The organism is Actinomadura sp. J1-007 (assembly GCF_009793335.1).
GTDB classification, from domain to species: domain Bacteria; phylum Actinomycetota; class Actinomycetes; order Streptosporangiales; family Streptosporangiaceae; genus Spirillospora; species Spirillospora yumaensis.
Genome location: NZ_WING01000001.1, coordinates 6862303 through 6882790, shown reverse-complemented (window position 1 = coordinate 6882790; position 20488 = coordinate 6862303). Strand labels below are relative to the sequence as shown.

Here is a 20488-nt window from a genome sequence, read left to right as displayed (position 1 = left end):
GCTCACGCGGCCGCCTCGGCGCGCACGGTGTTGCGCAGCGTCCCGATGCCCTCGATCTCGACCTCGACCACGTCGCCGTCGGACAGGAACACCTGCGGGTCGCGCCGGTAGCCGACGCCGCCGGGCGTGCCGGTGAGGATCACGTCCCCCGGCTCCAGCACGGTGAACTCGGAGATCACCGCGATCAGCTCCGGCACGTCGAAGATCAGCCGGTCGGTGCTGGACGCCTGCATCTCCTCGCCGTTCAGCCGCAGGGCGATGGCGAGCTTGGACGGGTCCAGCTCGTCGGGCGTGACGAGGACCGGGCCGAGCGGCGTCGAGCCGTCCCACGCCTTGCCCTGCACCCACTGGTGCGTCTTGTACTGGTAGTCGCGCATGGTCACGTCGTTGCAGATCGTATAGCCGAGGACGTGGTCGTACGCGTCGGCGCGCGCGATCCTGCGGCCCCGCCTGCCGATCACGACGGCGAGCTCGGCCTCGTAGTCCACCTGGGCCGACTCGGGCGGCAGCGCGATGTCGGCGCCGTGCCCGACCAGGCTGGAGGCGAACTTGGTGAACAGCACCGGGTACTCCGGCAGGTCGCGTCCCGTCTCGTCCACGTGCGACCGGTAGTTGAGGCCGACACAGAAGATCTTGCCGGGACGGGTCACGACGGGCAGCGGGGTCAGCTCGTCCAGCTCGGTCCCGGCGGTGTCCGCCGGGGCGTCCAGCAGGCCGGCGAGCGAGGTGGCGCGGTCGATCCCGGCCACGCCGCGCAGCCGGTGCGCGCGCGAGCCCTCGACCCGGCCGAACGCCTCGGCGCCGTCGTCGTCCCGGTAGGCGATGAACCGCATCCGGCCTCCATGTCCTGAAAAATGAATCAACCATCCTGTATGGCGATACAGCCTAGGGACTGGAGCGATCGCCGGTCAATCGGTTACGCTCATCTCACATAACAGGATCTATGTTCTGAAAAACAGGACAAGGAGGGGGCCGCATGGCCATCGCCGAACTCGGGCACACCGGACTCTGGGTGTTCGACCTGCCCCTGATGAAGGACTTCTACGAGCGCGTCATCGGGCTCACCGTCACCGACGAGGACGCCGACCACGGCATCGTGTTCTTCAGCTCCCGCCCCGAGGAGGAGCACCACGAGTTCGTGATCCAGACCGGCCGCACCGCCGAGCGCGGCGCGAAGCAGCAGCATCAGATCTCCTGGCGGGTCGAGACGCTCGACGACGTGATCGCCTACCACCGGCGGTTCCGGGAGGAGGGCGTCGAGGTCCAGCAGGAGGTCACGCACGGCAACGCGTTCGGGATCTACTTCTTCGACCCCGAGGGCAACCGCAACGAGGTCTACCTGCGCATCGACCGCGACGTGCGGCAGCCGTTCCGCAAGTCCCTCAACCTGGACCAGCCGGCCGAGGACATCCTCGCCGAGGCCGAGCGCCTGCTCGACGACGGCGGCCCGGCCTACCAGCCCGTCCAGTAGCCCGGCGGCGCGCCTCCTGGCACGGTGCGGCGCGGTGCGGCGAGTCCCGCCGCGCCGGTCAGGAGGCGAGGGTCTTCAGCCGGTCGCTGATCCGCTCGGCGGAGGCGCTGACGGCGCGGGCCACCTCGGGGACGCGCTCGTCGGGGACGCGGTGGGACAGGGCGGCGACGCTCACGGCCGCGACGACCTCGCCGTCGGCGCCGCGGATGGGCGCGGCGAGGCCGAGGACGTCGTCGTCCAGCTCGCCGCGCGACACGGCGATGCCCTCCTGGCGGATGACCTCCAGCCGCCGGCGCAGGGCCGCCGCGTCGGTGAGCGTCCGCCCGGTGAACCTCGGCAGGCCGGCCTTCTCCACGATGCCGTCCACCTCCGCGTCCGGCGCCCAGGCGAGCAGCACGAGCGCGGCGGCGCCCGCGTTGACGGGCAGGACGTGCCCGCGCTCGTACGACAGGCGGACGGGGTGGTCGGCCTCCTCGCGTTCGAGGCAGACGACGGCCGTCCCGGCGCGGCGGGTGAGCAGCGCCGTCTCGCCGACCGAGGCGACCAGCTCGCGCATCACCGGGCGGGAGACCTCCGAGAGGCCGATCCCCTTGCGGGCGAGGCGGGCCAGCTCGAACACGCGCGGGCCGAGCCGGTAGCCGGCCGGGCGCTGCTCCTCGATGAAGCCGGACGAGGCGAGGCTCTGGAGGTAGCGGTAGGCGGTGGAGCGGGCGACGCCGAGCCGGTCGGCGACGTCCTGGCCGCTCAGCACCAGCCGGTCGTCGTCGAAGAGCAGCAGGATGTCCAGTGCCCGGTCGGCCGTGGAGTTGCGCTCCCGGTAGCCGCTCGCCCGTGTCGATTCCCGTCCTGCCATACAGGAAAGCGTACATGGGGCACAGGTCGCGGCGGGGGCGTCCGCGCACATCGGGCAAGGCGCGCCGGACGAGCACGAGGGCGAGCACGATGGCGAGCACGAGGTCGCGGACGCAGGGCCTGGTCAGGCTTGCGTCGCGGGCTCCGCTCGGCCTAATGTTTCACAACACAGGACGCTTGTCCCCGTAATTAGGACACACCGATCGGGAGACGTCATGACCAGCACACCGGCGGGCCCGCGCCCGCGGGAACCGAGGATCGGCAGGTCCCTCACCCTGCACCTGCGCGGCGACTGGGGCGGCGCCAACCTGCACCGCGTCTGCGGCTGGATCTCGCAGGAGCTGACCGACCGCTGCGGGCCGCACACCCGCGTCGCGATCTGGAACGGCCGCGGGTTCTCCGACTCGGTGCGCGCCGTCGGCCGCGGCGAGGTGCACATCGCGCTGACCACGCCCGCCGCGTTCGCCGCCGCCGCGCTGGACGGGCGCGGGGCGTACGAGGGCGAGGGCTTCCCCGAGCTGCGCGCGCTCGGCGTCGTCCCGCAGCGCGATCGGCTCGTGGTGGGCGTGCACCGGTCGCTCGGCGTCTCCACGTTCGCCGAGCTGCGGGAGGCCAAGCCGGTCCTGAGGCTCGCGACGTCCGTCCACGACGGGGTGAACCACGTCGGGCTGGCGGCCCACGAGATCCTGGACCGCTCCGGCGTGGACGTGACCGGCTGGGGCGGCGAGTTCATCGAGGACGAGCGGCCGTTCGAGACGTTCGCGCATGTGAAGGCGGGCCGCGCGAACGCCGTGGCGCACGAGGCCGTCATGCTCCCGCACTGGCAGGAATGGGGCGGTGACCTGCACTTCCTCGAAGTGGAGGAGAATGTGCTGGACGGGCTGTGGAACGACCTGTCCTGGCCCGCCGCCGTCGTGGAGGAGGGCCACTTCCCTGGGTGCCCGCGGTTCCGCACGCTCGACTTCTCCGACTTCCTGGTGCTGGCGCGCTCGGACCTGCCGGACGACGTGGCGTACGCGATCGCGTGGGTCCTCGGCGAGACGCGGCACGTCATCGAACGCCAGTACCGGCACCTCCCGCCGGAGCGCAGCCCCGTCACCTACCCGCTGGACCCCGTGACGATGGGCGAGTCCCCCGTCCCGCTGCACCCCGGCGCCGCCGAGTACTACGGCGCGCTCCCCCAGGCATGACCGTCCCCGAAGCGAAGGAGAACCGAGAGATGACCGGCTGGACCACGGTGGACACCGCCGACGGGCCGATGCGTGTGTACGCCGCGCGGCCCGCCGAGCCGAACGGGAGCGCGGTCGTCGTGCTCCAGGAGGCGTTCGGCGTCAACGACCACATCCAGGACGTCGCCCGCCGCCTCGCCGAGCGGGGCCACCTCGCGCTCGCGCCGGACCTGTTCCACCGCAACGGCGTCGGGACGCTCGGGTACGAGCAGCACGCCGAGGCGATGCCGCTGATCGGCGCGATCGGCGCGGACGCGATCATCACGGACGTGCGGGCCGTCCTCGACCACCTCGCGGCGGCCGAGGGCATCGGCGCGGACCGTACGGCCGTCGTCGGCTTCTGCTTCGGCGGGCGCGCCGCGTTCACCGCCGCGACGGCCCTGCCGGGCCTCGCCGGGACCGTGGTGTTCTACGGGCCCGGCATCGCGGCCGGGCCGCACGCCGTGCTGGACCGGGCCGCGTCGATCGACGCGCCGCTGCTGCTGCACGTCGGCGCGCAGGACCCGACGATCCCCGCCGAGCAGGTCGAGGCGATCGACGCGGCGCTGCGGGACGCGGGCGTGGACTTCGAGCAGCACGTGTACGAGGGCGCCGGGCATGCGTTCGCCTGCGACGCCCGCCCCAACATGTACGTCGCCGGGCCGGCCGAGACCGCCTGGGCCCGCACGCACGCGTTCCTCGACCGCCGCCTGCCCGGCCGCCCGGCCTGACCGGCCCCCGGGCCCGGCCGCCGGGCGGGGCCCGGCCGCCGGGCTAGGTCCGGCCGCAGCAACGCGCGAGAGAGCAAGGAGAACCGTGGGAACCGTCCAGGAGACCGTCGCCCTCATGGGCTCGGACACGCCGCTGCGCACGGTCGAGCGCGACGAGGAGCGGTTGCTGACCGCCGCGCCGCAGGGCCCGATGAAGCTGTGGCGCGTGCACGACCCGCTGACCGTCGTGCACTTCTCGCAGGAGTTCACGGCGCGGCCGTTCGCGCCGCCGCGCGGGGTGTACGAGAACGACCGGATCCGCGTCGAGTGGCAGACGATGGACAACCGGCAGCCGTTCTACCACCGCAACACCGACGTGGACGAGATCTCGTACCAGATCGCGGGCGAGCGGACGCTGATGACCGAGCTGGGCGTGGTCGAGCACCGGCCCGGCGAGTTCTCGCGGCTGCCGCGCGGCGTCGCGCACGACAACCACGGGCGCCGGGAGAGCCACCTGCTGTTCTACACGCCCGCGCCCGTCGCCGAGGAACGGGACGCGGTGCGGCTGTCGGAGCCGGTGTCCCCGCCGTTCGAGGGCTGGGAGCCCGGCGCGGACGCCAAGGAGGCCGTGACCCAGTGCATGGGCGCGCCCGGCAACGACATCGCCGTCTTCCCCATCGACGAGCGGCTGCTGCTCGACCAGGTGCACGCGGAGCGGGACCGGCTGCGGGTGCTGCGCGCGTCCGGCGACACCGGGACGACCTGGCTGTACCGCTCGGCGCACCTGCGCCTCGGCGTCGTCCGGCTGCGCTCGGCGGACGGGCGAGCCTACGTCCGCACGCTGGACGCCGACGAGATCCAGTACCAGGTCAGCGGGCGCCGCACGCTCGTGAGCCAGCGCGGCGTGGTCGAGCTCGGGCCGGGCGACTTCGTCCGCGTGCCGCTCGGCGTCGCGCACACCAGCTTCGTGTCCGGCGGTTCGGAGCACATCCGGCTGCTGTCGGACCGCGAGCTGCCCCAGGTCGCCGCGGCGGCCCGGACCGCCGACCCCTGCGAGCCGGGGCGGATCGCCGCCCTGCGCGCCGCCTGACCCCTTACCCCTGAGAGGGCACCCACGCCGATGACCGCCATGCTCGCCGCGCGCGCCGAGAAGGGCTCCGACGCGCCGCGGATGACCGAGATCCCCGTCCCCGAGCCGGGACCGCTCGACGTACTGGTCAAGGTCGCCGCCGCCGGGCTCGCGCCCGGCATGATGCGGCTGCTCGCGCAGGGCGCGTTCCGGCACCTGCCGACGACGCTCGGGCACGAGGCCGCCGGGACGGTCGCCGCCGTCGGCGGCGCGGTGACCGGCGTCGCGCCCGGCGACCGCGTCCGCGTGCACCCGAACCTCACCTGCCGCGCGTGCCGGTACTGCCGCACCGACCGCGAGATGATGTGCGCGCAGCAGGCGATGATCGGGCACGCCGCGTTCGGCGACGTCCCGATGCCGCTGTACGACGCCTACCACGACGGCGGGCTCGCCGAGTACGTCCGCGTGCCGCACTGGCTGATCGACCCGCTGCCGGACCGCGTCGGGTTCGACCTCGGCGCGAAGGTGCACGACCTGGCCAACGCCGTCCGCGCGCTGAAGTGCGCGGACCTGCCGCTCGGCGGCACGCTCGTCGTGACCGCCGCGACCGGGACGATGGGCACCGCCGCGGTCAAGCTCGCGCCGCACTTCGGGGTGGCGCGGCTCGTGCTGGTCGGCCGCAGCGCCGAGCGGCTGGAGGCCGTCCGCGCGCTCGCGGGAGACGTGCCGGCCGACGCGGTCGCGCTGGAGGAGCTGCCGGACGGCTGGGAGTCGTCCGGGCGGAACGACCTGGCCGGGGCGCTGCGCCGGCTGGTCCCGGAGGGCGCGGACGCGGTGCTGGACTTCGTCCCGGAGGGGCCGGCGTCCGCGCAGGCGATGACGTCGCTGGCCACCGGCGGAACGCTCGTGCACATGGGCGCGAACCGGGCGCCGGTGCCGCTGCCCATGGCCGCGCTCATGGTCAACTGCTGGCGGGTGGTCGGCACCCGGTCCTGCACCCGGACGGACGCCGCGGAGGTCCTCGGCCTGCTGGGGCGCGGCGCGCTGGAGGCGGACGAGCTGATCACGCACCGGTTCCCGCTGGCGGAGACGGGCCGCGCCGTGGCCGAGATGCAGAGCCGCGCGGAGCCGATCTGGATGGCGGTGGTGAACCCGTGACCGCGCCGGAGCCGAGCGGGCCCGAGGCGGAACGGGACCGGGCCGGGGCGGCCGGGGCCGCGCCGGTGCTGGTGGTGGGCGGCGGGCCGGTCGGGCTCACCGTCGCGAACCTGCTGGCCGCGCGCGGCGTCCGCGTCGTCGTGGTCGAGCGCAACGCCGGGACCAGCGACGAGGCCAAGGCGATCAGCCTGGACGACGAGTCGCTGCGCACGCTCCAGGCCGCCGGGCTGGCCGAGCGCGTCCTGGAGATCGTCGTCCCGGGCACCGGGACCCGCTACCACGACCGGAACGGCCGGGTGCTGTTCCACGCCCGCGGCCCCGCCCCGTACCGGCTGGGGTACCCGTTCAAGAACCAGTTCGCGCAGCCCGAGCTCGAACGCGTCCTGCTGGAGGCGCTGCGGGCCCGTCCCGAGGCGGAGGTGCGGTTCTCGACCGAGCTGGTCTCCGTCGCCGAGGACGAGACCGGCGCCGTCGCCGGCCTGCGCACGGCCGGGCCGGACGGACCGAACGGGCACGGGCCGAACGGGCACGGCGGCGGGCACGGCGGCGGTGTCACGGAGCTGCGCGCGTCCTGGGTGCTGGGCTGCGACGGGGGCCGCAGCACGATCCGGGAGCTGCGCGGGATCGACATGACCGGCACCAGCCACCAGGACGTGTGGCTGGTGGCCGACACGGTCGGCGACCACCACGACGAGCGGTTCGGGATGCACCACGGCAGCCCCGACCGCCCGGCGGTGGTCGTCCCCGGGCGGGGCGGGCGGTGCCGGTACGAGTTCCGGCTGCGCCCGGACGAGGGCGAGAAGGGCGTCGAGCCCGACTTCGGGACGGTCCGGCGGCTGATCGCCCCGTACCGCGACATCACCCCTGACCAGGTCGAGCGCTGCACCGCCTACACGTTCAACGCGGTGGTCGCGGACCGCTGGCGGGACGGCCGCTGCCTGCTGCTCGGGACGCGGCGCACATGATGCCGCCGTTCGCCGGGCAGGGCCTGAACTCCGGGGTCCGCGACGCCGCCAACCTCGCGTGGAAGGTCGCCGAGGTGTGGCACGGCCGCGCGGACGCCCGGCTGCTCGACACCTACGAGCCGGAACGGCGCCCGCACGCGGCGGCGACGGTCGCGTTCTCCGAACGGCTCGGCGACGTCGTCATGACCACGAGCCGCCGCCGCGCCCTGGTCCGGGACGTCGCGGCGCGGGCCCTGCTGCTGACCGGGCCGGGGCGGCGGTACCTGACCGAGATGCGGTTCCGGCCGCGCGTCCGGCACGAGGCGGGGGTCGTCGCGGGCGCGCATCCCCTGACCGGCACGCAGATCCCGCAGCCGCGCGTCCTCGTGCCGCCGAGCCTGCGGCCCCGGCTGCTGGACGAGGTGCTCGGCGACGGCCCCGCGCTGCTCGGCGTGGACGTGCCGGACGCCGCGTGGGCGCGGGCGCGCGCGGCGGGCTGGCCCGGCGCGGCGGGGGCGGCGGTGCGGGAGGTCGAGGTCGTCCTCGGCGACCGGCTCCCCGCGCGACCGGGGAGCGGCGGGCGGTCGCTGACGCCGACGGGGCGCTGGAGGCCGCGCTGGGGGCCGCGCGGGGACGGTTCGTGCTGGTGAAGCCCGACCGCTACATCGCCGCGGTGATGGGCCCGGCCGACCTCGGCCCGTTCGCCGCCGCCCTCGCCCCGCTGTTGCGGGCCGGCGGCGAGGCGTCGCCGGACGCGGCGGCCGCCCCCGCCGCGCGACCGAACAGCTAACGCGGCGGACCGGCGCCGGTAGCGGGGTCGGTGAAGTAGCCCGTGGGCGTGGTGCCGAGCGCGCGGCGGAACATCGCGGTGAACGCGCTCGGGGTCGCGTAGCCGAGCGCCGCGGCGATCGTCGTGACGGGCGTGCCGCGGGCGAGCAGCGTGACCGCGTGGACGAGCCTGGCCTGCTGGACCCAGCGGGCCAGGCTCATTCCGGTCGCGGCGGCGAACCGGCGCTGGAGGCTGCGGGCGCTCAGGTGCGCGTGCGCGGCGGCGTCGGCGGTCGTCCAGCGTTCGCCGGGGGCGCGGCGGATCGCCTCGCAGAGCCGGGCGAGGTCAGCGTTGTCGGCGGCGCCGGAACCGCCGGGGCCGTCCGCCGGGGCGGGCAGGTGCAGCGCCGGGACGGGCCGCGGGGCGAGCTGGAGCAGCAGCAGGTCCATGACCTTGCCGTCGCGGCCCTCGGGGTCGTACTCCACCGGGATCCGGGTCGCCTCGTCGATCAGCTCGCGCAGCAGCGGGGACACCGACACGACGGTCGGCTCGGCGGGCAGGTGCCCGGCCGCTCCGGGCTCGATGTAGAGGGTGCGCATGGCGACGGCGCCCGCGCAGGTCATCGCGTGCTCCATCCCGGCCGGGATCCACGCGCCCCGGGTGGCGGGCACCACCCACGCGCCCCGGCCGGTGACCACGGTGATCGCGCCGGTGGTGCCGTAGATGAGCTGGGCCCGGCGGTGCCGGTGGGCGGGGATGCGGTGGCCGTCCGGCAGGTCGCGCGCCATCGCCGCCACGGGCCTCGGGACGTGCTGGTAGTCGTCGCGGTTCTCGCTCTTGCCGTACATGCCCCTCCCCGGTTGGCGCGTTCTCGACAGATGATGGCGTGACAGCGAAAGTATGCCAGCCAGGGACCGTTCTAACGTCGGGCCACGTGACCCGAACAGCCTCGCCGCCCGCGCCCCGCGCGCTGATCCCGCTGCTGGCCGCGGCCAGCGCGGTCACGGCGGCCAACGTCTACCTCAACCAGCCCCTCCTCGCGGACGCGGCGGCCTCGCTGGGCGCCTCCCCCGCCGAGCTCGGCAGCGTCCCGACCGCCACGCAGGCCGGGTACGCGGCGGGCATCCTGCTGCTGGTCCCCGCCGGGGACTCCCTCGACCGGCGCCGCCTGATCCTCGGGCTCGGCGCGGCGTCGGCCGCCGCGCTCGCCGCCTGCGCGGTCTCGCCCACCGTGGCGTTCCTGATCGCGGCGAGCTTCGCGGTCGGCCTGCTGTCCCCGGTGCCGCAGCTCGTGACGCCCCTGGCCGTCCTGCTGGCCGGGGACCGCGGCCGGGGACGGGTCGTCGGGACCGTCCAGGGCGGCCTGCTGGTCGGCGTGCTCGCGTCCCGGGCGTACGCGGGGGCGCTCGCCGACCTGGTCGGGTGGCGGGCGGTGTACGGCTGCTCGTGCGCGCTGACCCTGGTGGTCGTGCTCGTGCTGCGGCGGGTGCTGCCGCCCGTTCCGCCGGTGTCGGCGGGCGCGTACCGGGCCGCCCTCGCGTCGCTGCCCCGGCTGCTCGCGCGGCCGCCGGTCCTGCGCGTCACCGGGTCGGGCGCGCTGGTCGGGGTGGCGTTCGGGGCGTTCTGGACGGCCCTGACGTTCCTGCTGGAGGGGCACTACCACATCGGCCCGACCGGGATCGGGCTGTTCGGGCTGGTGGCCGCCGCGAGCGCGCTCGCCTCCCCGTACGCGGGCCGGGCCGCCGAACGGCTCGGGCGGCGCGGCGCGCTCGCGGCGCTCATCGGCATGGTGATCGCGGGCTGGCTCGTCCTGCTGCCCGGCGGCACGGGCCTCGGGTGGCTGGTGGCGGGCGTGGTCGTCCTGGACGTCGGGGTGTGGGGCAACCAGGCCGCCTCGCAGACCGTCCTGCTGGCGGGCGACCCGGCGGCCCACAACCGGCTCAACACGCTGTACTTCACACTGCGGTTCCTCGGGATCGCGCTCGGCTCCCTGCTCGGCTCGGTCGCCTGGGCGCGCGGCGGCTGGCCCGCCGTCGCCGCGGTCGGCCTCGCGTCGGCCGCCGCCGGCCTGGCCGTCGGAGTCTCCGGCAAGGACGGCCCGTCTCCCCACGACCAGCCCGCGGCCGGAACATCCCGGCCGAAAGCGGGTAGCTCCCCCTAATGAGCACCTCAGCGAACGACGCCGGGCCCTTCGTCCCCGAGAAGGCCGACCTCGCCGGGCTGCGCGAGGCCGCCGCCGGGTGCCGGGGGTGCGCGCTCTACGAGGACGCCACGCAGACGGTCTTCGGGGACGGCGGCGCGGGGCGCGGCTCGTCATGGTCGGCGAGCAGCCCGGCGACCAGGAGGACCGCAAGGGCGAGCCGTTCGTCGGCCCCGCCGGGCGGCTCCTGGACCGGGCCCTGGAGGAGGCCGGCATCGAACGGGGCGACGCGTACCTGACCAACGCGGTGAAGCACTTCAAGTTCACCCGGCGGGAGGGCAAGCGGCGCATCCACCAGAAGCCGGGCGTCACCGAGATGGCGGCGTGCCGTCCCTGGCTGGTCGCGGAGCTGCGCCTGATCGGGCCGGACGTGATCGTCGCGCTCGGCGCCACGGCGGGACGGGCGCTGCTCGGGTCCGCGTTCCGGGTGACCAAGCAGCGGGGGGTGCCGCTGCCCTGCCCGCCGTACGACCGGCTCGGCACGGCGGCGGAGGGCGACGAGGCGAACGGGCGGATCGTCGCCACCGTCCACCCGTCGTCGGTGCTGCGCTCCGACGACCGGGACGCCGCCTACGCCGGGCTCCTCAGCGATCTCAAGGTGGCCGCCGGGCTGCTCGGCCGACCGTGAGCCGAGCGCGTCCGCGGGTCCGGGCTCAGTCGACGTCGACCCAGTCGAGGGTGCGCTCGACGGCCTTCTTCCAGCCCTCGTAGCCCGCGGCCCGTTCGTCCTCGCCCCAGTGCGGCGTCCAGCGCTTGTCCTCCTGCCAGTTCCGGCGCAGCTCGTCGGTGTCCTTCCAGAACCCGACGGCGAGCCCGGCGGCGTACGCGGCTCCGAGCGCGGTCGTCTCGGACACGACGGGGCGGCTCACCGGGACGCCGAGGATGTCGGACTGCAACTGCATGCACAGGTCGTTGGCGGTGACGCCGCCGTCCACCTTCAGCACGTCGAGGGTCACGCCCGAGTCGTTCGCCATCGCCTCGACCACGTCGCGGCTCTGGTAGCAGATCGACTCCAGCGTGGCGCGGGCCAGGTGCCCGTCGTTGTTGAAGCGGGACATCCCGACGATCGCGCCGCGCGCGTCGGGCCGCCAGTACGGCGCGAACAGCCCCGAGAACGCCGGGACGAAGTAGAGCCCGCCGTTGTCCTCGACCTGGCGGGCGAGGGTCTCGCTCTGCGCCGCGCTGCTGATCACGTGGAGCTGGTCGCGCAGCCACTGGACGGCCGAGCCGGTCACCGCGATCGACCCCTCCAGCGCGAACACGGTGGGCTCGTCGCCGAACTTGTAGGCGACCGTGGTCAGCAGCCCGCTCTCGGACCGTACGAGGTCGGTGCCGGTGTTGAGCAGCATGAAGTTGCCGGTGCCGTAGGTGTTCTTGGCCTCGCCCGGCGCGAAGCACACCTGCCCGACCGTCGCCGCCTGCTGGTCGCCGAGCACGCCGGTCAGCGGGACGGCGCCGCCGACCGGCCCCTGCCTGATGGTCGTGCCGTACGTCGCGGGCTCGGACGACGGCCGGATCTCGGGAAGCATCCGGCGCGGGATGCCGAAGAACGACAGCAGCTCGTCGTCCCACTGGAGCGTCTCCAGGTCCATCAGCATGGTGCGGCTGGCATTGGTGACGTCGGTGACGTGGACGCCGCCGTGGGTGCCGCCGGTGAGGTTCCACAGCATCCAGGAGTCCATGTTGCCGAAGACGGCCTCGCCCTTCTCGGCGGCCTCGCGGACGCCGTCGACGTTCTCCAGGATCCATTGGATCTTGCCGCCGGAGAAGTACGCGCCGGGCGTGAGGCCCGCCTTGCGGCGGATGACGTCGCCGCGCCCGTCGCGGTCGAGGGCGCGGGCGATCCGGTCGGTGCGGGTGTCCTGCCACACGATCGCGTTGTAGTACGGGCGGCCGGTCTTCGGGTTCCACACCACGGTCGTCTCACGCTGGTTGGTGATCCCCATCGCGGCGAGGTCGGTGTCGTGCAGCCCGGTCTCCTGCATCGCGCTCTGGATCACGGCGCTGGCGCGCGTCCAGATCTCGATCGGGTTGTGCTCGACCCAGCCCGCGCGCGGCAGGAACTGCTCGTGCTCAAGCTGGTAGCGGCCGACCTCCGTGCCGCTGTGGTCGAAGATCATGAACCGGGTGCTGGTGGTGCCCTGGTCGACCGCTCCCACGAAGTCGGGCATGGTCATCGTCCTTCCTGGCCGTCGGCCGGATCGGGGTCGCGGCGGGCGCTGGTCGGCTCCAGCTCGCTCGCGGGCGCGGGCAGGAACCTGCCGACGAGCGCGCGGTACAGCGCGGCGCCGACCACGCCGCCGACGAGCGGCCCGACGATCGGCACCCAGAAGTAGAAGTCGCCGTACTGGTCCCGCCAGGCCGTCCGGTAGCCGGTGAGGTACTGGGCGAGCCGCGGCCCGAAGTCGCGGGCCGGGTTGATCGCGTAGCCCGCGTCGGTGCCCCAGGCCATGCCGATCGCGACGATCAGCAGGCCGATGACGACCGGGCCGAGGTTCGACTCGGGCGCCATGTTGCGGCTGTCGGAGAGCGCGAACAGCACGAACATCAGGATCGCCGTGCCGATGATCTGGTCGCGCAGCCCGCCCCACATGCTGACCGGCAGCGTCCCGTTGCCGGGGAGCGTGGAGAACACGCCCTGCGTCTTGAAGGTGTGCCCGGGGTCGGCCTTGGCGAGGACCTCGGTGAAGTTCCAGCGGACGATCAGCGCGGCGATGAACGCCCCCGCCGTCTGCGCCAGCATGTACGGCAGCACCTTGCGCCAGGGGAACTCCCGGAACACGGCGAACGACAGCGTCACCGCCGGGTTGATGTGCGCGCCGGTCGTCCGGCCCGCGACGTAGACGCCGAGCGTGACGCCGATGCCCCACGCCCACGCGATGCTGTCGTGGTCGCCGATCATCGCCGCGCTGACCTGGGCGACGACCGCGGTGCCGAAAAGGATCAGCACCATCGTCCCGGCGAACTCGGCGAGCATCTCGCCCGCCAGCCCCATCCTGCTCAACCGTCCGGCCACGCGCGCCCCCCGAGTCCCGCTGCTCCCCCGAACACCACGGCCCATACCCACCCGGCCGGTGACTTTATGCGTTCTGTAGCCTGTTCCTTACGGAACGTACGTACCACGCGAAACACACGTGGCGCAGACGCGGACTCGGGGGACGACGCATGAACGTGACTGGGGGCCTCGACGCCCGGAGACGGCGGGACACCATCGACCGGCTCGCCTCGGAGCGGTTCGACGTGCTGGTGGTCGGCGGCGGGGTGACCGGCGCGGGCGCGGCGCTCGACGCGGCGTCGCGAGGGCTGCGGGTCGCGCTGGTGGAGGGCCGCGACCTGGCGTCCGGCACGTCCAGCCGGTCCAGCAAGCTGATCCACGGCGGGCTGCGGTACCTGGAGCAGCTCGACTTCAAGCTGGTGCGCGAGGCGCTCAAGGAGCGCGACCTGCTGGTGTCGCGGCTCGCGCCGCACCTGGTGAAGCCGGTGACCTTCCTCTACCCGCTGCACCACAAGGTGGTCGAGCGCCCCTACGTCGGCGCGGGCCTGACCCTGTACGACACGCTGGAGGGCGTCCGGCGGCCCATGCCGCGGCACCGGCACCTGTCGGCGCAGGCCGCGCGGCGGCTCGTCCCCGGGCTGCGGGCCGACGACCTGACCGGCGGGATGATCTACTACGACGCGCAGGTGGACGACGCGCGCTTCACCCTGACGCTCGCCCGCACCGCCGCCGCCCACGGCGCGGCGGTCGCGACCCGCGCCACCGTCACGGGGCTGCTGCGCGGCGAGGACGGCGAGCGGGTCGTCGGCGCCCGCGTCCGCGACGCCGAGGACGGCCGGGAGGTCGAGGTCACCGCCGACGCCGTCGTGGTCTGCGCCGGGGTGTGGACCGACCCGCTGAACGACTCGGCGGAGGTGCGGCCGGGCTTCACGGTGCGGATGTCGAAGGGCGTGCACGTGATGGTGCCCGCCGCCGCGATCGACTCGACGACCGGGATGATCCTGCGCACCGAGAAGAGCGTGCTGTTCATCATCCCGTGGGGCGGCGAGCGGTGGATCGTCGGCACGACCGACACCGACTGGACGGGCGACCGCGCCGAGCCGGGCGCGACCGGCGAGGACGTCGACTACATCCTCGGGCACGCCAACACCGTGCTGACGCGCCCGCTGACCCGCGACGACGTGGTCGGCGTCTACTCCGGGCTGCGCCCGCTGGTCGCCGCCGACGCCGACTCCCCGACGACCAAGCTGTCCCGCGAGCACGTGGTCGACTCGCCCGCGCCGGGCCTGACGAGCATCGCGGGCGGCAAGTTCACCACGTACCGGATCATGGCGCGGGACGTCGTGGACGCGGCGCTGGACGGCTTCGAGGTGCCGGAGTCGGTCACCGACCGGCTGCCGCTGATCGGCGCCGACGGGCTGCCCGCGATCCGGGCGGGGGTCGGGCGCCTCGCCGAGGACCACGACCTGGACACCGCCGTCGTGGAACGGCTCGTCTCCCGCTACGGCAACCTCGCCGCGCAGGTCCTCGAACTGATCGACGGCGACGCTTCGCTCGCCGAGCCGCTGCTGGCCGGGCGGCCGTGGCTGAAGGCCGAGATCGTCTACGCGGTGACGCACGAGGGCGCGCTGCACCTGGAGGACGTGCTCGCGCGCCGTACCCGGATGCTGATCGAGGCGTACGGCGACGCGCGGGAGGCCGCCGTGCCCGCCGCCTCGATCATGGCGGGCCTGCTCGGCTGGGACGACGAGCGCGTCCGGCGGGAGGTCGCGGAGGTCATCGGGCTGGTCGAGGTGGACGAGGCGGCCGTCGCCGCCGCGTCCGCGACGCCCGTCCTGCCGGAGGCGCCGCCCGCGTCCGCGCAGCCGGGCGTCGCCGAACGCGTCCGCAAGCGGGTGCAGGGCGGCCGGGCGGGCCGCCTCAAGGAGGCCGACTGACGGGCCGCGCCGCCCGCCGGCGCGGGGGCGGACGTGCGGCGGGGCGGCACGCGCGGGACGATGATGATCCGGGACGAGCCGGACCGACAACCTGAGGAGCTTTCATGGTGGACGCGCGCGCCGGGCAGCCCGCCCTCCCCGCCGATCTCGTGGACGTGCCGCGGCTGGTCACCGCCTACTACAGCCTGCGGCCCGACCCGTCGGTCGCGGCGCAGCGGGTGGCGTTCGGGACGTCCGGCCACCGCGGGTCGGCGTTCGACGCGGCGTTCAACGAGGACCACATCGTCGCGACCAGCCAGGCGATCTGCGAGTACCGCGCGGCGCAGGGCACCACCGGGCCGCTGTTCCTCGGCGCCGACACGCACGCGCTGTCCGCGCCCGCGCAGGCGTCCGCCCTGGAGGTGTTCGCCGCGAACGGCGTCCGCGTGCTGGTCGACGCCCGCGACGGCTACACCCCCACCCCGGCCGTGTCCCACGCGATCCTCACCTACAACCGCGGCCGGACGTCGGGCCTCGCGGACGGCGTGGTCGTCACCCCGTCGCACAACCCGCCGCGCGACGGCGGGTTCAAGTACAACCCGCCGAACGGCGGCCCCGCGGGCACCGGCGCGACCTCGTGGATCCAGGACCGGGCCAACGCGATCATCGAGGGCGGGCTGAAGGAGGCCCGGCGGATCCCGTACGAGCGGGCCCTCGACGCCGACACCACGGGCCGCCACGACTTCCTCGCCGCGTACGTGGACGACCTGCCGTCCGTCGTGGACCTCGACGCGGTCCGGGACGCGGGCGTGCGGATCGGCGCCGACCCGCTCGGCGGCGCGAGCGTCGCGTACTGGGCCGAGATCGCCGAACGGCACCGCCTCGACCTCACCGTGGTCAACCCCGAGACCGACCCGACCTGGCGGTTCATGACCCTCGACTGGGACGGGAAGATCCGGATGGACTGCTCGTCCCCGCACGCGATGGCGTCGCTGATCGCCAACCGCTCGGCGTACGACGTGTCCACCGGCAACGACGCCGACTCCGACCGGCACGGGATCGTCACGCCCGACGCGGGCCTGATGAACCCCAACCACTTCCTCGCCGCCGCCATCGCCTACCTGTACGCGCACCGCCCCGGCTGGCCGGACGCCGCGGGCGTCGGCAAGACCCTGGTCAGCAGCGGCATGATCGACCGGGTCGCCGCCGCGCTGGGCCGCCGCCTGTACGAGGTGCCGGTCGGGTTCAAGTGGTTCGTGCCGGGCCTGCTGGACGGCTCGCTCGGTTTCGGCGGCGAGGAGAGCGCGGGCGCGTCGTTCCTGCGCCGCGACGGGTCGCCGTGGACGACCGACAAGGACGGCGTCATCCTCGCCCTGCTCGCGTCCGAGATCACCGCGGTCACGGGAGCCTCGCCCAGCCGCCTCTACGCCGAACTGACTGAACGCCACGGCAGCCCCGCCTACGCCCGCGTGGACGCCCCCGCCACACCCGACGAGAAGGCCGTCCTCAAGAAACTGGACGCGTCCCAGGTCACCGCCGACACCCTCGCCGGAGAGCCGATCACCTCGGTCCTGACCGAGGCGCCGGGCAACAGCGAGCCGATCGGCGGCGTGAAGGTCTGCACCGAATCCGCCTGGTTCGCCGCGCGCCCGTCCGGCACCGAGGACGTCTACAAGATCTACGCCGAGTCGTTCAAGGGCGAGGAGCACCTCAGGGCCGTCCAGGACCAGGCCCGCGACCTCGTGGCCTCGGCCCTCACCCGCTGACGACGTCCTGTAGCAGCCCCCACACGAAATGCGCGACGTAGGTCTCGCCGTCCGCGCCGAACCGCACGTGCCACCGGCTCGGCGCGTCCCCCGCGAAGTGCTCCACCGGCCCGAACGCGTCGAGGTCACCCACCACGCACGACCAGGGCACCATCTCGTCCACCGTCCTCGGCCCGGCGCCGTCCGCCCGCACGAGCCACTCGTGCAGGACGGTCCCGTCCGGGCCGAGCAACGTCTCGAACCTCAACTCGGGCCAGAGCGACAGCCGCCACCACGCCACCCGGCACGAGACGTCCCCGACCCGCCGCTCCCGCGTCTCCTCCGGCGGCCCGATCACCGCCTCGTACCGCCGCACCCCCTGCGGGAACGCCCGCGACCGCACGATCCGCTGCCACCGCGCGTTCACCCCGCGCATCTCAGTACGCGAAGCCCCCAGTTCCCTCATGGCCGCCTCGACCATCTCCGGCCGGTAATCAGCCATCCGCCGAAGCAGCACAAGCTGAAACTCCCGCCGAGCAAACCCGTTCACAACCTCTACTTCACACCCTCAACACCCGCACAAGCTCACCAAACTCTTCCCGCCCCACCCGCAGAACCCCACCCTCGGGGTCCTTACTGTCCCGAACGGCGATGACATTTCCGAGGTCGGCCAGCTCCACGCAGTCGCCCTGCTGCACGCCGCTGTGACTGCTCTTCCGCCACACGATGCTCGTCATGTCATCGCCTCCATCACGTTCCAGATGAGGTCCCTGGACGCTCCCGCGGGCAGCGCCTTGGCACTGATCCGATCATGCCGCACGGCGAACTTCCGCACATCCTCCGCCAACGAGACGAGCCGCCCGCCCTCCGGCGATTCGGTGTAAGCCACTTCACCGTAGTCCGCCCCGGACAGCCGCGTGAACGACCCGTCCAGCCCAAGATAGGCACCCGTCTCCCAGTTCCTGGGGACCACCCGGAGCACGACGTTCCACTGCTCTCCGGCCGCCAGCAGATGGGCGAGCTGCCGCCGCATGATGTCGGGGCTGCCCACGGGCCACTCCAGCGCGTTCTGGGACAGGATCACGGAGAGGTGCGGAGGCGGAGTCTCGCGAAGAACGAGCTGGCGCTCTATGCGCTCCCGCAACAGCCGATCGACGTCGTCCGGGTCGCCCGCCTCGAACAGCCCTCGCGCGTAGTCCTCGGGACTTCCGACCCAGACAGGCCCAACGTTGCGATGTGCACGCACATCATCACGGAGGGTGATCACATGAAGGTCGTCACTGCGGGCGCGGAGGTTGTGCGCGTGCTGGACTGGAAGGCGCTGCCTGGCGCCGGTACGGCGGGTGCGGCCAGGTTGCTTCTGGAGGGGCGCATCGCGGTGGGCGGGTTGTCGCCATTCTTCAAGGAGCGTGTGGGCGACCTCTGCCTCGCGACTTCGGAGCTTGTCACCAACGCGTGCAAGGAGACGCCGGAGACGCCCATTCGCTTCCGGGTGGTGTTCAGGGTGCGGGCGGTCTGGTTGGGCGTGTGGGACGCGTCCGACGTTCTTCCCCCGGAACCCGCGCCGGTGGACGAGCTGGACTTCGCGGCGTTGGACGGTCTGGCGGAGGAGCAGCTCGTCACCGGGCGGGGCCTGGCCATCGTCCGCGAACTGGCCGACACGTGCGGTGTGACGTCCACTCCCCCGAACGGCAAATGGGTCTGGGCCGAGTTCGCCTGTCCACTGTCCCGGCAGGACGGGCCGCGGGGCGGGTGAGGTCGTGGCGCCGTTCAAGCCCCGGGCGGCGGCGGCCCGGGGTTTGAACGGCGGGGGTCAGCGGGTGCGGGTGTAGGTTACGGCGAGTTCGCCTAGGGTGCCGGTCTGCTGGTGGGTGAGGGTCCACTTGGTGGGAGGGAGGCCGTCGTCGAAGAGGCGGGCGGCGCCGCCGGCGATCTCGGGGACGATCACGAGGTGGAGGCGGTCGATCAGGTCCGCCGCGAGGAGGGGCTTGATGACGCTGGCGCTGCTGTTGACGAGGATGTCGCCCTCGCCGGTGGCCTTGAGTTCGGTGATGACGTCCGCGGCCGGGGCGTTCACCACGCGGGTGCGTGCCCACGGGGCTTCGGTCAGGGTGGACGACAGCACGACCTTTTCCGTGTCGACCAGCCATTTCGCGTAGCCGCGGTCGCGGGGGTCGGCGTTCTCGTCGGCGGCGACGGCGGGCCAGAAGCCCATGAAGCCCTCGGCGTTGAGCCGTCCGAGGACCGCGGTCGTCGCGCCCTCCCGCATGCGGGTCATGTGGTCGCGCGCGGCCTCGGTGGTCGCGTACGGGGCGAACGCCGCGAAGTCGGCGGGGCCGCCCGCGCCGTGGTAGCGGCCGTCGAGGGTGAGGACCAGGTTCGCGGTCACGGTGCGGTCGGTCATGTCGTGCTCCTTGTGTCGGGGGGTTGCGTGGTGAGGGCCGCCGCGAGCTTGTCGAGGCTCTGGCCGTAGCCGAGCTCGATGCCCGCGACGAAGTCCGCGGAGTCGACGGTGCTGCCGGTGATCCGCCAGTGGACGTCGAGGTCGGTGCCCGTGCCGGTGGGCCGGAGGGCGAGGTCGAGGTGGGCGGTGAAGGCGAGGCCGCCGCCCGGCAGCAGTGGGGAGAGCCGGTAGGCGAGCCGTTCACCCGGGCGTACGTCGATGACGGTGCCCTCCGCGCGCCCGGCGACGGGGTCGGAGCCGTCGGTGTCGTCGGCGTCGCGGTACTCCTGGACGATCCGTCCGCCCGGCCGCGGCTCGAAGACGAGTTCGGAGACGCGCAGGTCGTCGGGCGTCCACCAGCGGGCGAGGAGGGCGGGTTCGGTCAGGTGGCGCCAGACCCGCTCGGGCGGCCCCTCCAGCGACCGGAGGAACGTGAACGTGCGGCCGTCGGCCCATCCCGGCTCGTCCGCGGCGAGCCGCTCGGTGCGGAGGCCCGCGCCATAGCGGTCGTAGGTGGCGTTCGGCCCGTCGGCGGTGTCGGCGAGGCGGTCGAGGGCGGCCGCGAGGTCCCGCAGGGCGGCGGAACGGAGCGCGTAGACGCGGCGCTGGCCGGAGCGCTGGGACGTGACGACGCCGGCGCGTTCGAGGGTCTGGAGGTGCTTGGTCGTCTGCGGCTGGCGGGCCTCGGCGAGCCGGGCGAGGACGCCGACCGGGCGCGGCCGCTCGGCCAGCAGGGTCACGAGCCGCCAGCGGGCCGGGTCGGCCAGCGCGGAGAGGAGGGGTTCCACTGCGTCCATGGGCATGAGTATTCCTTACGACGAATATTCGTGTCAAGGAATAGATGCGCGCCGGTCGGCGGTGCGCGCTTTCGGGTGCGATGAGAGGCTTGCGTGTTCGCGCCTCCCCGGACAGCAAAGACGCACCCTCGGGGTCAACGCTCCGCATCGCCGCAGGTAGTAGTGGCCATGGCCCGCCGTCCGCCGGCGTAAGGGTGGGCTTGCGAGGTCG

General features: G+C 73.8%; 21 protein-coding genes and 1 pseudogene. 12 read left to right on the top strand and 10 right to left on the bottom strand.

Annotated elements, in window-relative coordinates:
* Nucleotides 1-2 precede the first annotated feature (2 nt).
* On the bottom strand, nt 3-833 hold the full coding sequence (locus tag GEV43_RS31260; RefSeq protein WP_160823737.1) for a fumarylacetoacetate hydrolase family protein: 831 nt from the start codon (nt 831-833) through the stop codon (nt 3-5).
* 143 nt (nt 834-976) lie between these two features.
* On the opposite strand from GEV43_RS31260, the gene GEV43_RS31255 reads away from it, so the two are divergent.
* Nucleotides 977-1471 carry a VOC family protein gene (locus tag GEV43_RS31255; RefSeq protein ID WP_160823736.1) on the top strand — a complete coding sequence of 165 codons (495 nt, stop codon included), beginning with the start codon at nt 977-979 and terminating at the stop codon, nt 1469-1471.
* Nucleotides 1472-1529: 58 nt separating this feature from the next.
* Here the strand turns inward: GEV43_RS31255 and GEV43_RS31250 are convergent, their stop codons facing one another.
* Nucleotides 1530-2324 carry an IclR family transcriptional regulator gene (locus GEV43_RS31250; RefSeq protein ID WP_160823735.1) on the bottom strand — a complete coding sequence of 265 codons (795 nt, stop codon included), beginning with the start codon at nt 2322-2324 and terminating at the stop codon, nt 1530-1532.
* Nucleotides 2325-2538: 214 nt separating this feature from the next.
* On the opposite strand from GEV43_RS31250, the gene GEV43_RS31245 reads away from it, so the two are divergent.
* From GEV43_RS31245 to GEV43_RS51510, 6 genes and pseudogenes are all read left to right on the top strand, one after another.
* Nucleotides 2539-3513 carry a TAXI family TRAP transporter solute-binding subunit gene (locus GEV43_RS31245; RefSeq protein WP_160823734.1) on the top strand — a complete coding sequence of 325 codons (975 nt, stop codon included), beginning with the start codon at nt 2539-2541 and terminating at the stop codon, nt 3511-3513.
* Nucleotides 3514-3542: 29 nt separating this feature from the next.
* On the top strand, nt 3543-4262 hold the full coding sequence (locus GEV43_RS31240; protein ID WP_160823733.1) for a dienelactone hydrolase family protein: 720 nt from the start codon (nt 3543-3545) through the stop codon (nt 4260-4262).
* Nucleotides 4263-4347: 85 nt separating this feature from the next.
* Nucleotides 4348-5331: a hypothetical protein gene (locus GEV43_RS31235; protein ID WP_309239935.1), complete on the top strand. Its 984-nt coding sequence runs from the start codon at nt 4348-4350 to the stop codon at nt 5329-5331.
* A gap of 30 nt (nt 5332-5361) precedes the next feature.
* Entirely contained in the window at nt 5362-6468 is a 1107-nt protein-coding gene (locus GEV43_RS31230) for an alcohol dehydrogenase catalytic domain-containing protein (RefSeq protein WP_160823732.1), read from the top strand.
* A pseudogene (locus GEV43_RS31225) lies at nt 6465-8062 on the top strand (FAD-dependent monooxygenase). Before GEV43_RS31230 ends, GEV43_RS31225 begins: the two are co-directional and overlap by 4 nt.
* Nucleotides 8053-8202, top strand: coding sequence for a hypothetical protein (locus tag GEV43_RS51510; RefSeq protein ID WP_241683110.1), 150 nt, complete (start codon nt 8053-8055; stop codon nt 8200-8202). The pseudogene GEV43_RS31225 and the gene GEV43_RS51510 overlap by 10 nt, the downstream one beginning before the upstream one ends.
* On the opposite strand, the gene GEV43_RS31220 is transcribed toward GEV43_RS51510, so the two are convergent.
* Nucleotides 8199-9029 carry a helix-turn-helix domain-containing protein gene (locus tag GEV43_RS31220; protein WP_160823731.1) on the bottom strand — a complete coding sequence of 277 codons (831 nt, stop codon included), beginning with the start codon at nt 9027-9029 and terminating at the stop codon, nt 8199-8201. The genes GEV43_RS51510 and GEV43_RS31220 overlap by 4 nt on opposite strands.
* 86 nt (nt 9030-9115) lie before the next feature.
* Between GEV43_RS31220 and GEV43_RS31215 the strand changes: the two genes are divergently transcribed.
* Complete coding sequence (locus GEV43_RS31215; protein ID WP_206681343.1) at nt 9116-10342, top strand: MFS transporter; 1227 nt, start codon at nt 9116-9118, stop codon at nt 10340-10342.
* A 154-nt stretch (nt 10343-10496) separates the two neighbouring features.
* Nucleotides 10497-11009 (top strand): UdgX family uracil-DNA binding protein, encoded by a 513-nt coding sequence (locus tag GEV43_RS31210; RefSeq protein ID WP_241683109.1) that lies wholly within the window; start codon nt 10497-10499, stop codon nt 11007-11009.
* Nucleotides 11010-11034: 25 nt separating this feature from the next.
* Here the strand turns inward: GEV43_RS31210 and glpK are convergent, their stop codons facing one another.
* Together glpK and GEV43_RS31200 are read right to left on the bottom strand one after the other, a co-directional pair.
* Nucleotides 11035-12552, bottom strand: a complete 1518-nt coding sequence (glpK, locus tag GEV43_RS31205) for a glycerol kinase GlpK (RefSeq protein ID WP_160823730.1) — start codon at nt 12550-12552, stop codon at nt 11035-11037.
* Nucleotides 12553-12554: 2 nt separating this feature from the next.
* Nucleotides 12555-13397, bottom strand: coding sequence for an MIP/aquaporin family protein (locus GEV43_RS31200; RefSeq protein ID WP_309239934.1), 843 nt, complete (start codon nt 13395-13397; stop codon nt 12555-12557).
* Between the two features lie 149 nt (nt 13398-13546).
* Between GEV43_RS31200 and GEV43_RS31195 the strand changes: the two genes are divergently transcribed.
* Nucleotides 13547-15313, top strand: coding sequence for a glycerol-3-phosphate dehydrogenase/oxidase (locus tag GEV43_RS31195; protein WP_160823729.1), 1767 nt, complete (start codon nt 13547-13549; stop codon nt 15311-15313).
* A gap of 104 nt (nt 15314-15417) precedes the next feature.
* Nucleotides 15418-17058 (top strand): phosphoglucomutase (alpha-D-glucose-1,6-bisphosphate-dependent), encoded by a 1641-nt coding sequence (gene pgm / locus GEV43_RS31190; protein ID WP_160823728.1) that lies wholly within the window; start codon nt 15418-15420, stop codon nt 17056-17058.
* On the opposite strand, the gene GEV43_RS31185 is transcribed toward pgm, so the two are convergent.
* The 3 genes from GEV43_RS31185 to GEV43_RS31175 form a co-directional block, all read right to left on the bottom strand.
* On the bottom strand, nt 17048-17473 hold the full coding sequence (locus GEV43_RS31185) for a hypothetical protein (protein ID WP_241683108.1): 426 nt from the start codon (nt 17471-17473) through the stop codon (nt 17048-17050). The two genes, pgm and GEV43_RS31185, sit on opposite strands and share 11 nt — an antisense overlap.
* Nucleotides 17474-17597: 124 nt before the next feature.
* Nucleotides 17598-17774 (bottom strand): DUF397 domain-containing protein, encoded by a 177-nt coding sequence (locus GEV43_RS31180; RefSeq protein WP_160823726.1) that lies wholly within the window; start codon nt 17772-17774, stop codon nt 17598-17600.
* Nucleotides 17771-18304, bottom strand: a complete 534-nt coding sequence (locus GEV43_RS31175) for a DUF5753 domain-containing protein (protein WP_160823725.1) — start codon at nt 18302-18304, stop codon at nt 17771-17773. The genes GEV43_RS31180 and GEV43_RS31175 overlap by 4 nt, the downstream gene beginning before the upstream one ends.
* Here GEV43_RS31175 and GEV43_RS31170 point away from each other — a divergent pair, their 5' ends adjacent.
* Nucleotides 18305-18793: an ATP-binding protein gene (locus GEV43_RS31170; protein ID WP_160823724.1), complete on the top strand. Its 489-nt coding sequence runs from the start codon at nt 18305-18307 to the stop codon at nt 18791-18793.
* Between the two features lie 57 nt (nt 18794-18850).
* Here GEV43_RS31170 and GEV43_RS31165 read toward each other — a convergent pair whose 3' ends face one another.
* Nucleotides 18851-19441 (bottom strand): dihydrofolate reductase family protein, encoded by a 591-nt coding sequence (locus GEV43_RS31165; RefSeq protein WP_160823723.1) that lies wholly within the window; start codon nt 19439-19441, stop codon nt 18851-18853.
* Nucleotides 19438-20277, bottom strand: coding sequence for a metalloregulator ArsR/SmtB family transcription factor (locus GEV43_RS31160; RefSeq protein ID WP_175250172.1), 840 nt, complete (start codon nt 20275-20277; stop codon nt 19438-19440). Before GEV43_RS31160 ends, GEV43_RS31165 begins: the two co-directional genes overlap by 4 nt.
* Nucleotides 20278-20488: the final 211 nt, after the last annotated feature.

Excerpts from the sequence above, each read along its gene's own strand:
- GEV43_RS31185 (WP_241683108.1), bottom strand. The coding sequence starts at position 17,473 with ATGCGCGGGGTGAACGCGCGGTGGCAGCGGATCGTGCGGTCGCGGGCG.
- GEV43_RS31160 (WP_175250172.1), bottom strand. The coding sequence starts at position 20,277 with ATGGACGCAGTGGAACCCCTCCTCTCCGCGCTGGCCGACCCGGCCCGC.
- GEV43_RS31220 (WP_160823731.1), bottom strand. The coding sequence starts at position 9,029 with ATGTACGGCAAGAGCGAGAACCGCGACGACTACCAGCACGTCCCGAGG.
- GEV43_RS31230 (WP_160823732.1), top strand. The coding sequence starts at position 5,362 with ATGACCGCCATGCTCGCCGCGCGCGCCGAGAAGGGCTCCGACGCGCCG.
- GEV43_RS31170 (WP_160823724.1), top strand. The coding sequence starts at position 18,305 with ATGAAGGTCGTCACTGCGGGCGCGGAGGTTGTGCGCGTGCTGGACTGG.
- GEV43_RS31240 (WP_160823733.1), top strand. The coding sequence starts at position 3,543 with ATGACCGGCTGGACCACGGTGGACACCGCCGACGGGCCGATGCGTGTG.
- GEV43_RS31245 (WP_160823734.1), top strand. The coding sequence starts at position 2,539 with ATGACCAGCACACCGGCGGGCCCGCGCCCGCGGGAACCGAGGATCGGC.
- GEV43_RS31260 (WP_160823737.1), bottom strand. The coding sequence starts at position 833 with ATGCGGTTCATCGCCTACCGGGACGACGACGGCGCCGAGGCGTTCGGC.
- GEV43_RS31255 (WP_160823736.1), top strand. The coding sequence starts at position 977 with ATGGCCATCGCCGAACTCGGGCACACCGGACTCTGGGTGTTCGACCTG.
- GEV43_RS31195 (WP_160823729.1), top strand. The coding sequence starts at position 13,547 with ATGAACGTGACTGGGGGCCTCGACGCCCGGAGACGGCGGGACACCATC.
- GEV43_RS31165 (WP_160823723.1), bottom strand. The coding sequence starts at position 19,441 with ATGACCGACCGCACCGTGACCGCGAACCTGGTCCTCACCCTCGACGGC.
- pgm (WP_160823728.1), top strand. The coding sequence starts at position 15,418 with ATGGTGGACGCGCGCGCCGGGCAGCCCGCCCTCCCCGCCGATCTCGTG.
- GEV43_RS31210 (WP_241683109.1), top strand. The coding sequence starts at position 10,497 with ATGGTCGGCGAGCAGCCCGGCGACCAGGAGGACCGCAAGGGCGAGCCG.
- glpK (WP_160823730.1), bottom strand. The coding sequence starts at position 12,552 with ATGCCCGACTTCGTGGGAGCGGTCGACCAGGGCACCACCAGCACCCGG.
- GEV43_RS31180 (WP_160823726.1), bottom strand. The coding sequence starts at position 17,774 with ATGACGAGCATCGTGTGGCGGAAGAGCAGTCACAGCGGCGTGCAGCAG.
- GEV43_RS31250 (WP_160823735.1), bottom strand. The coding sequence starts at position 2,324 with ATGGCAGGACGGGAATCGACACGGGCGAGCGGCTACCGGGAGCGCAAC.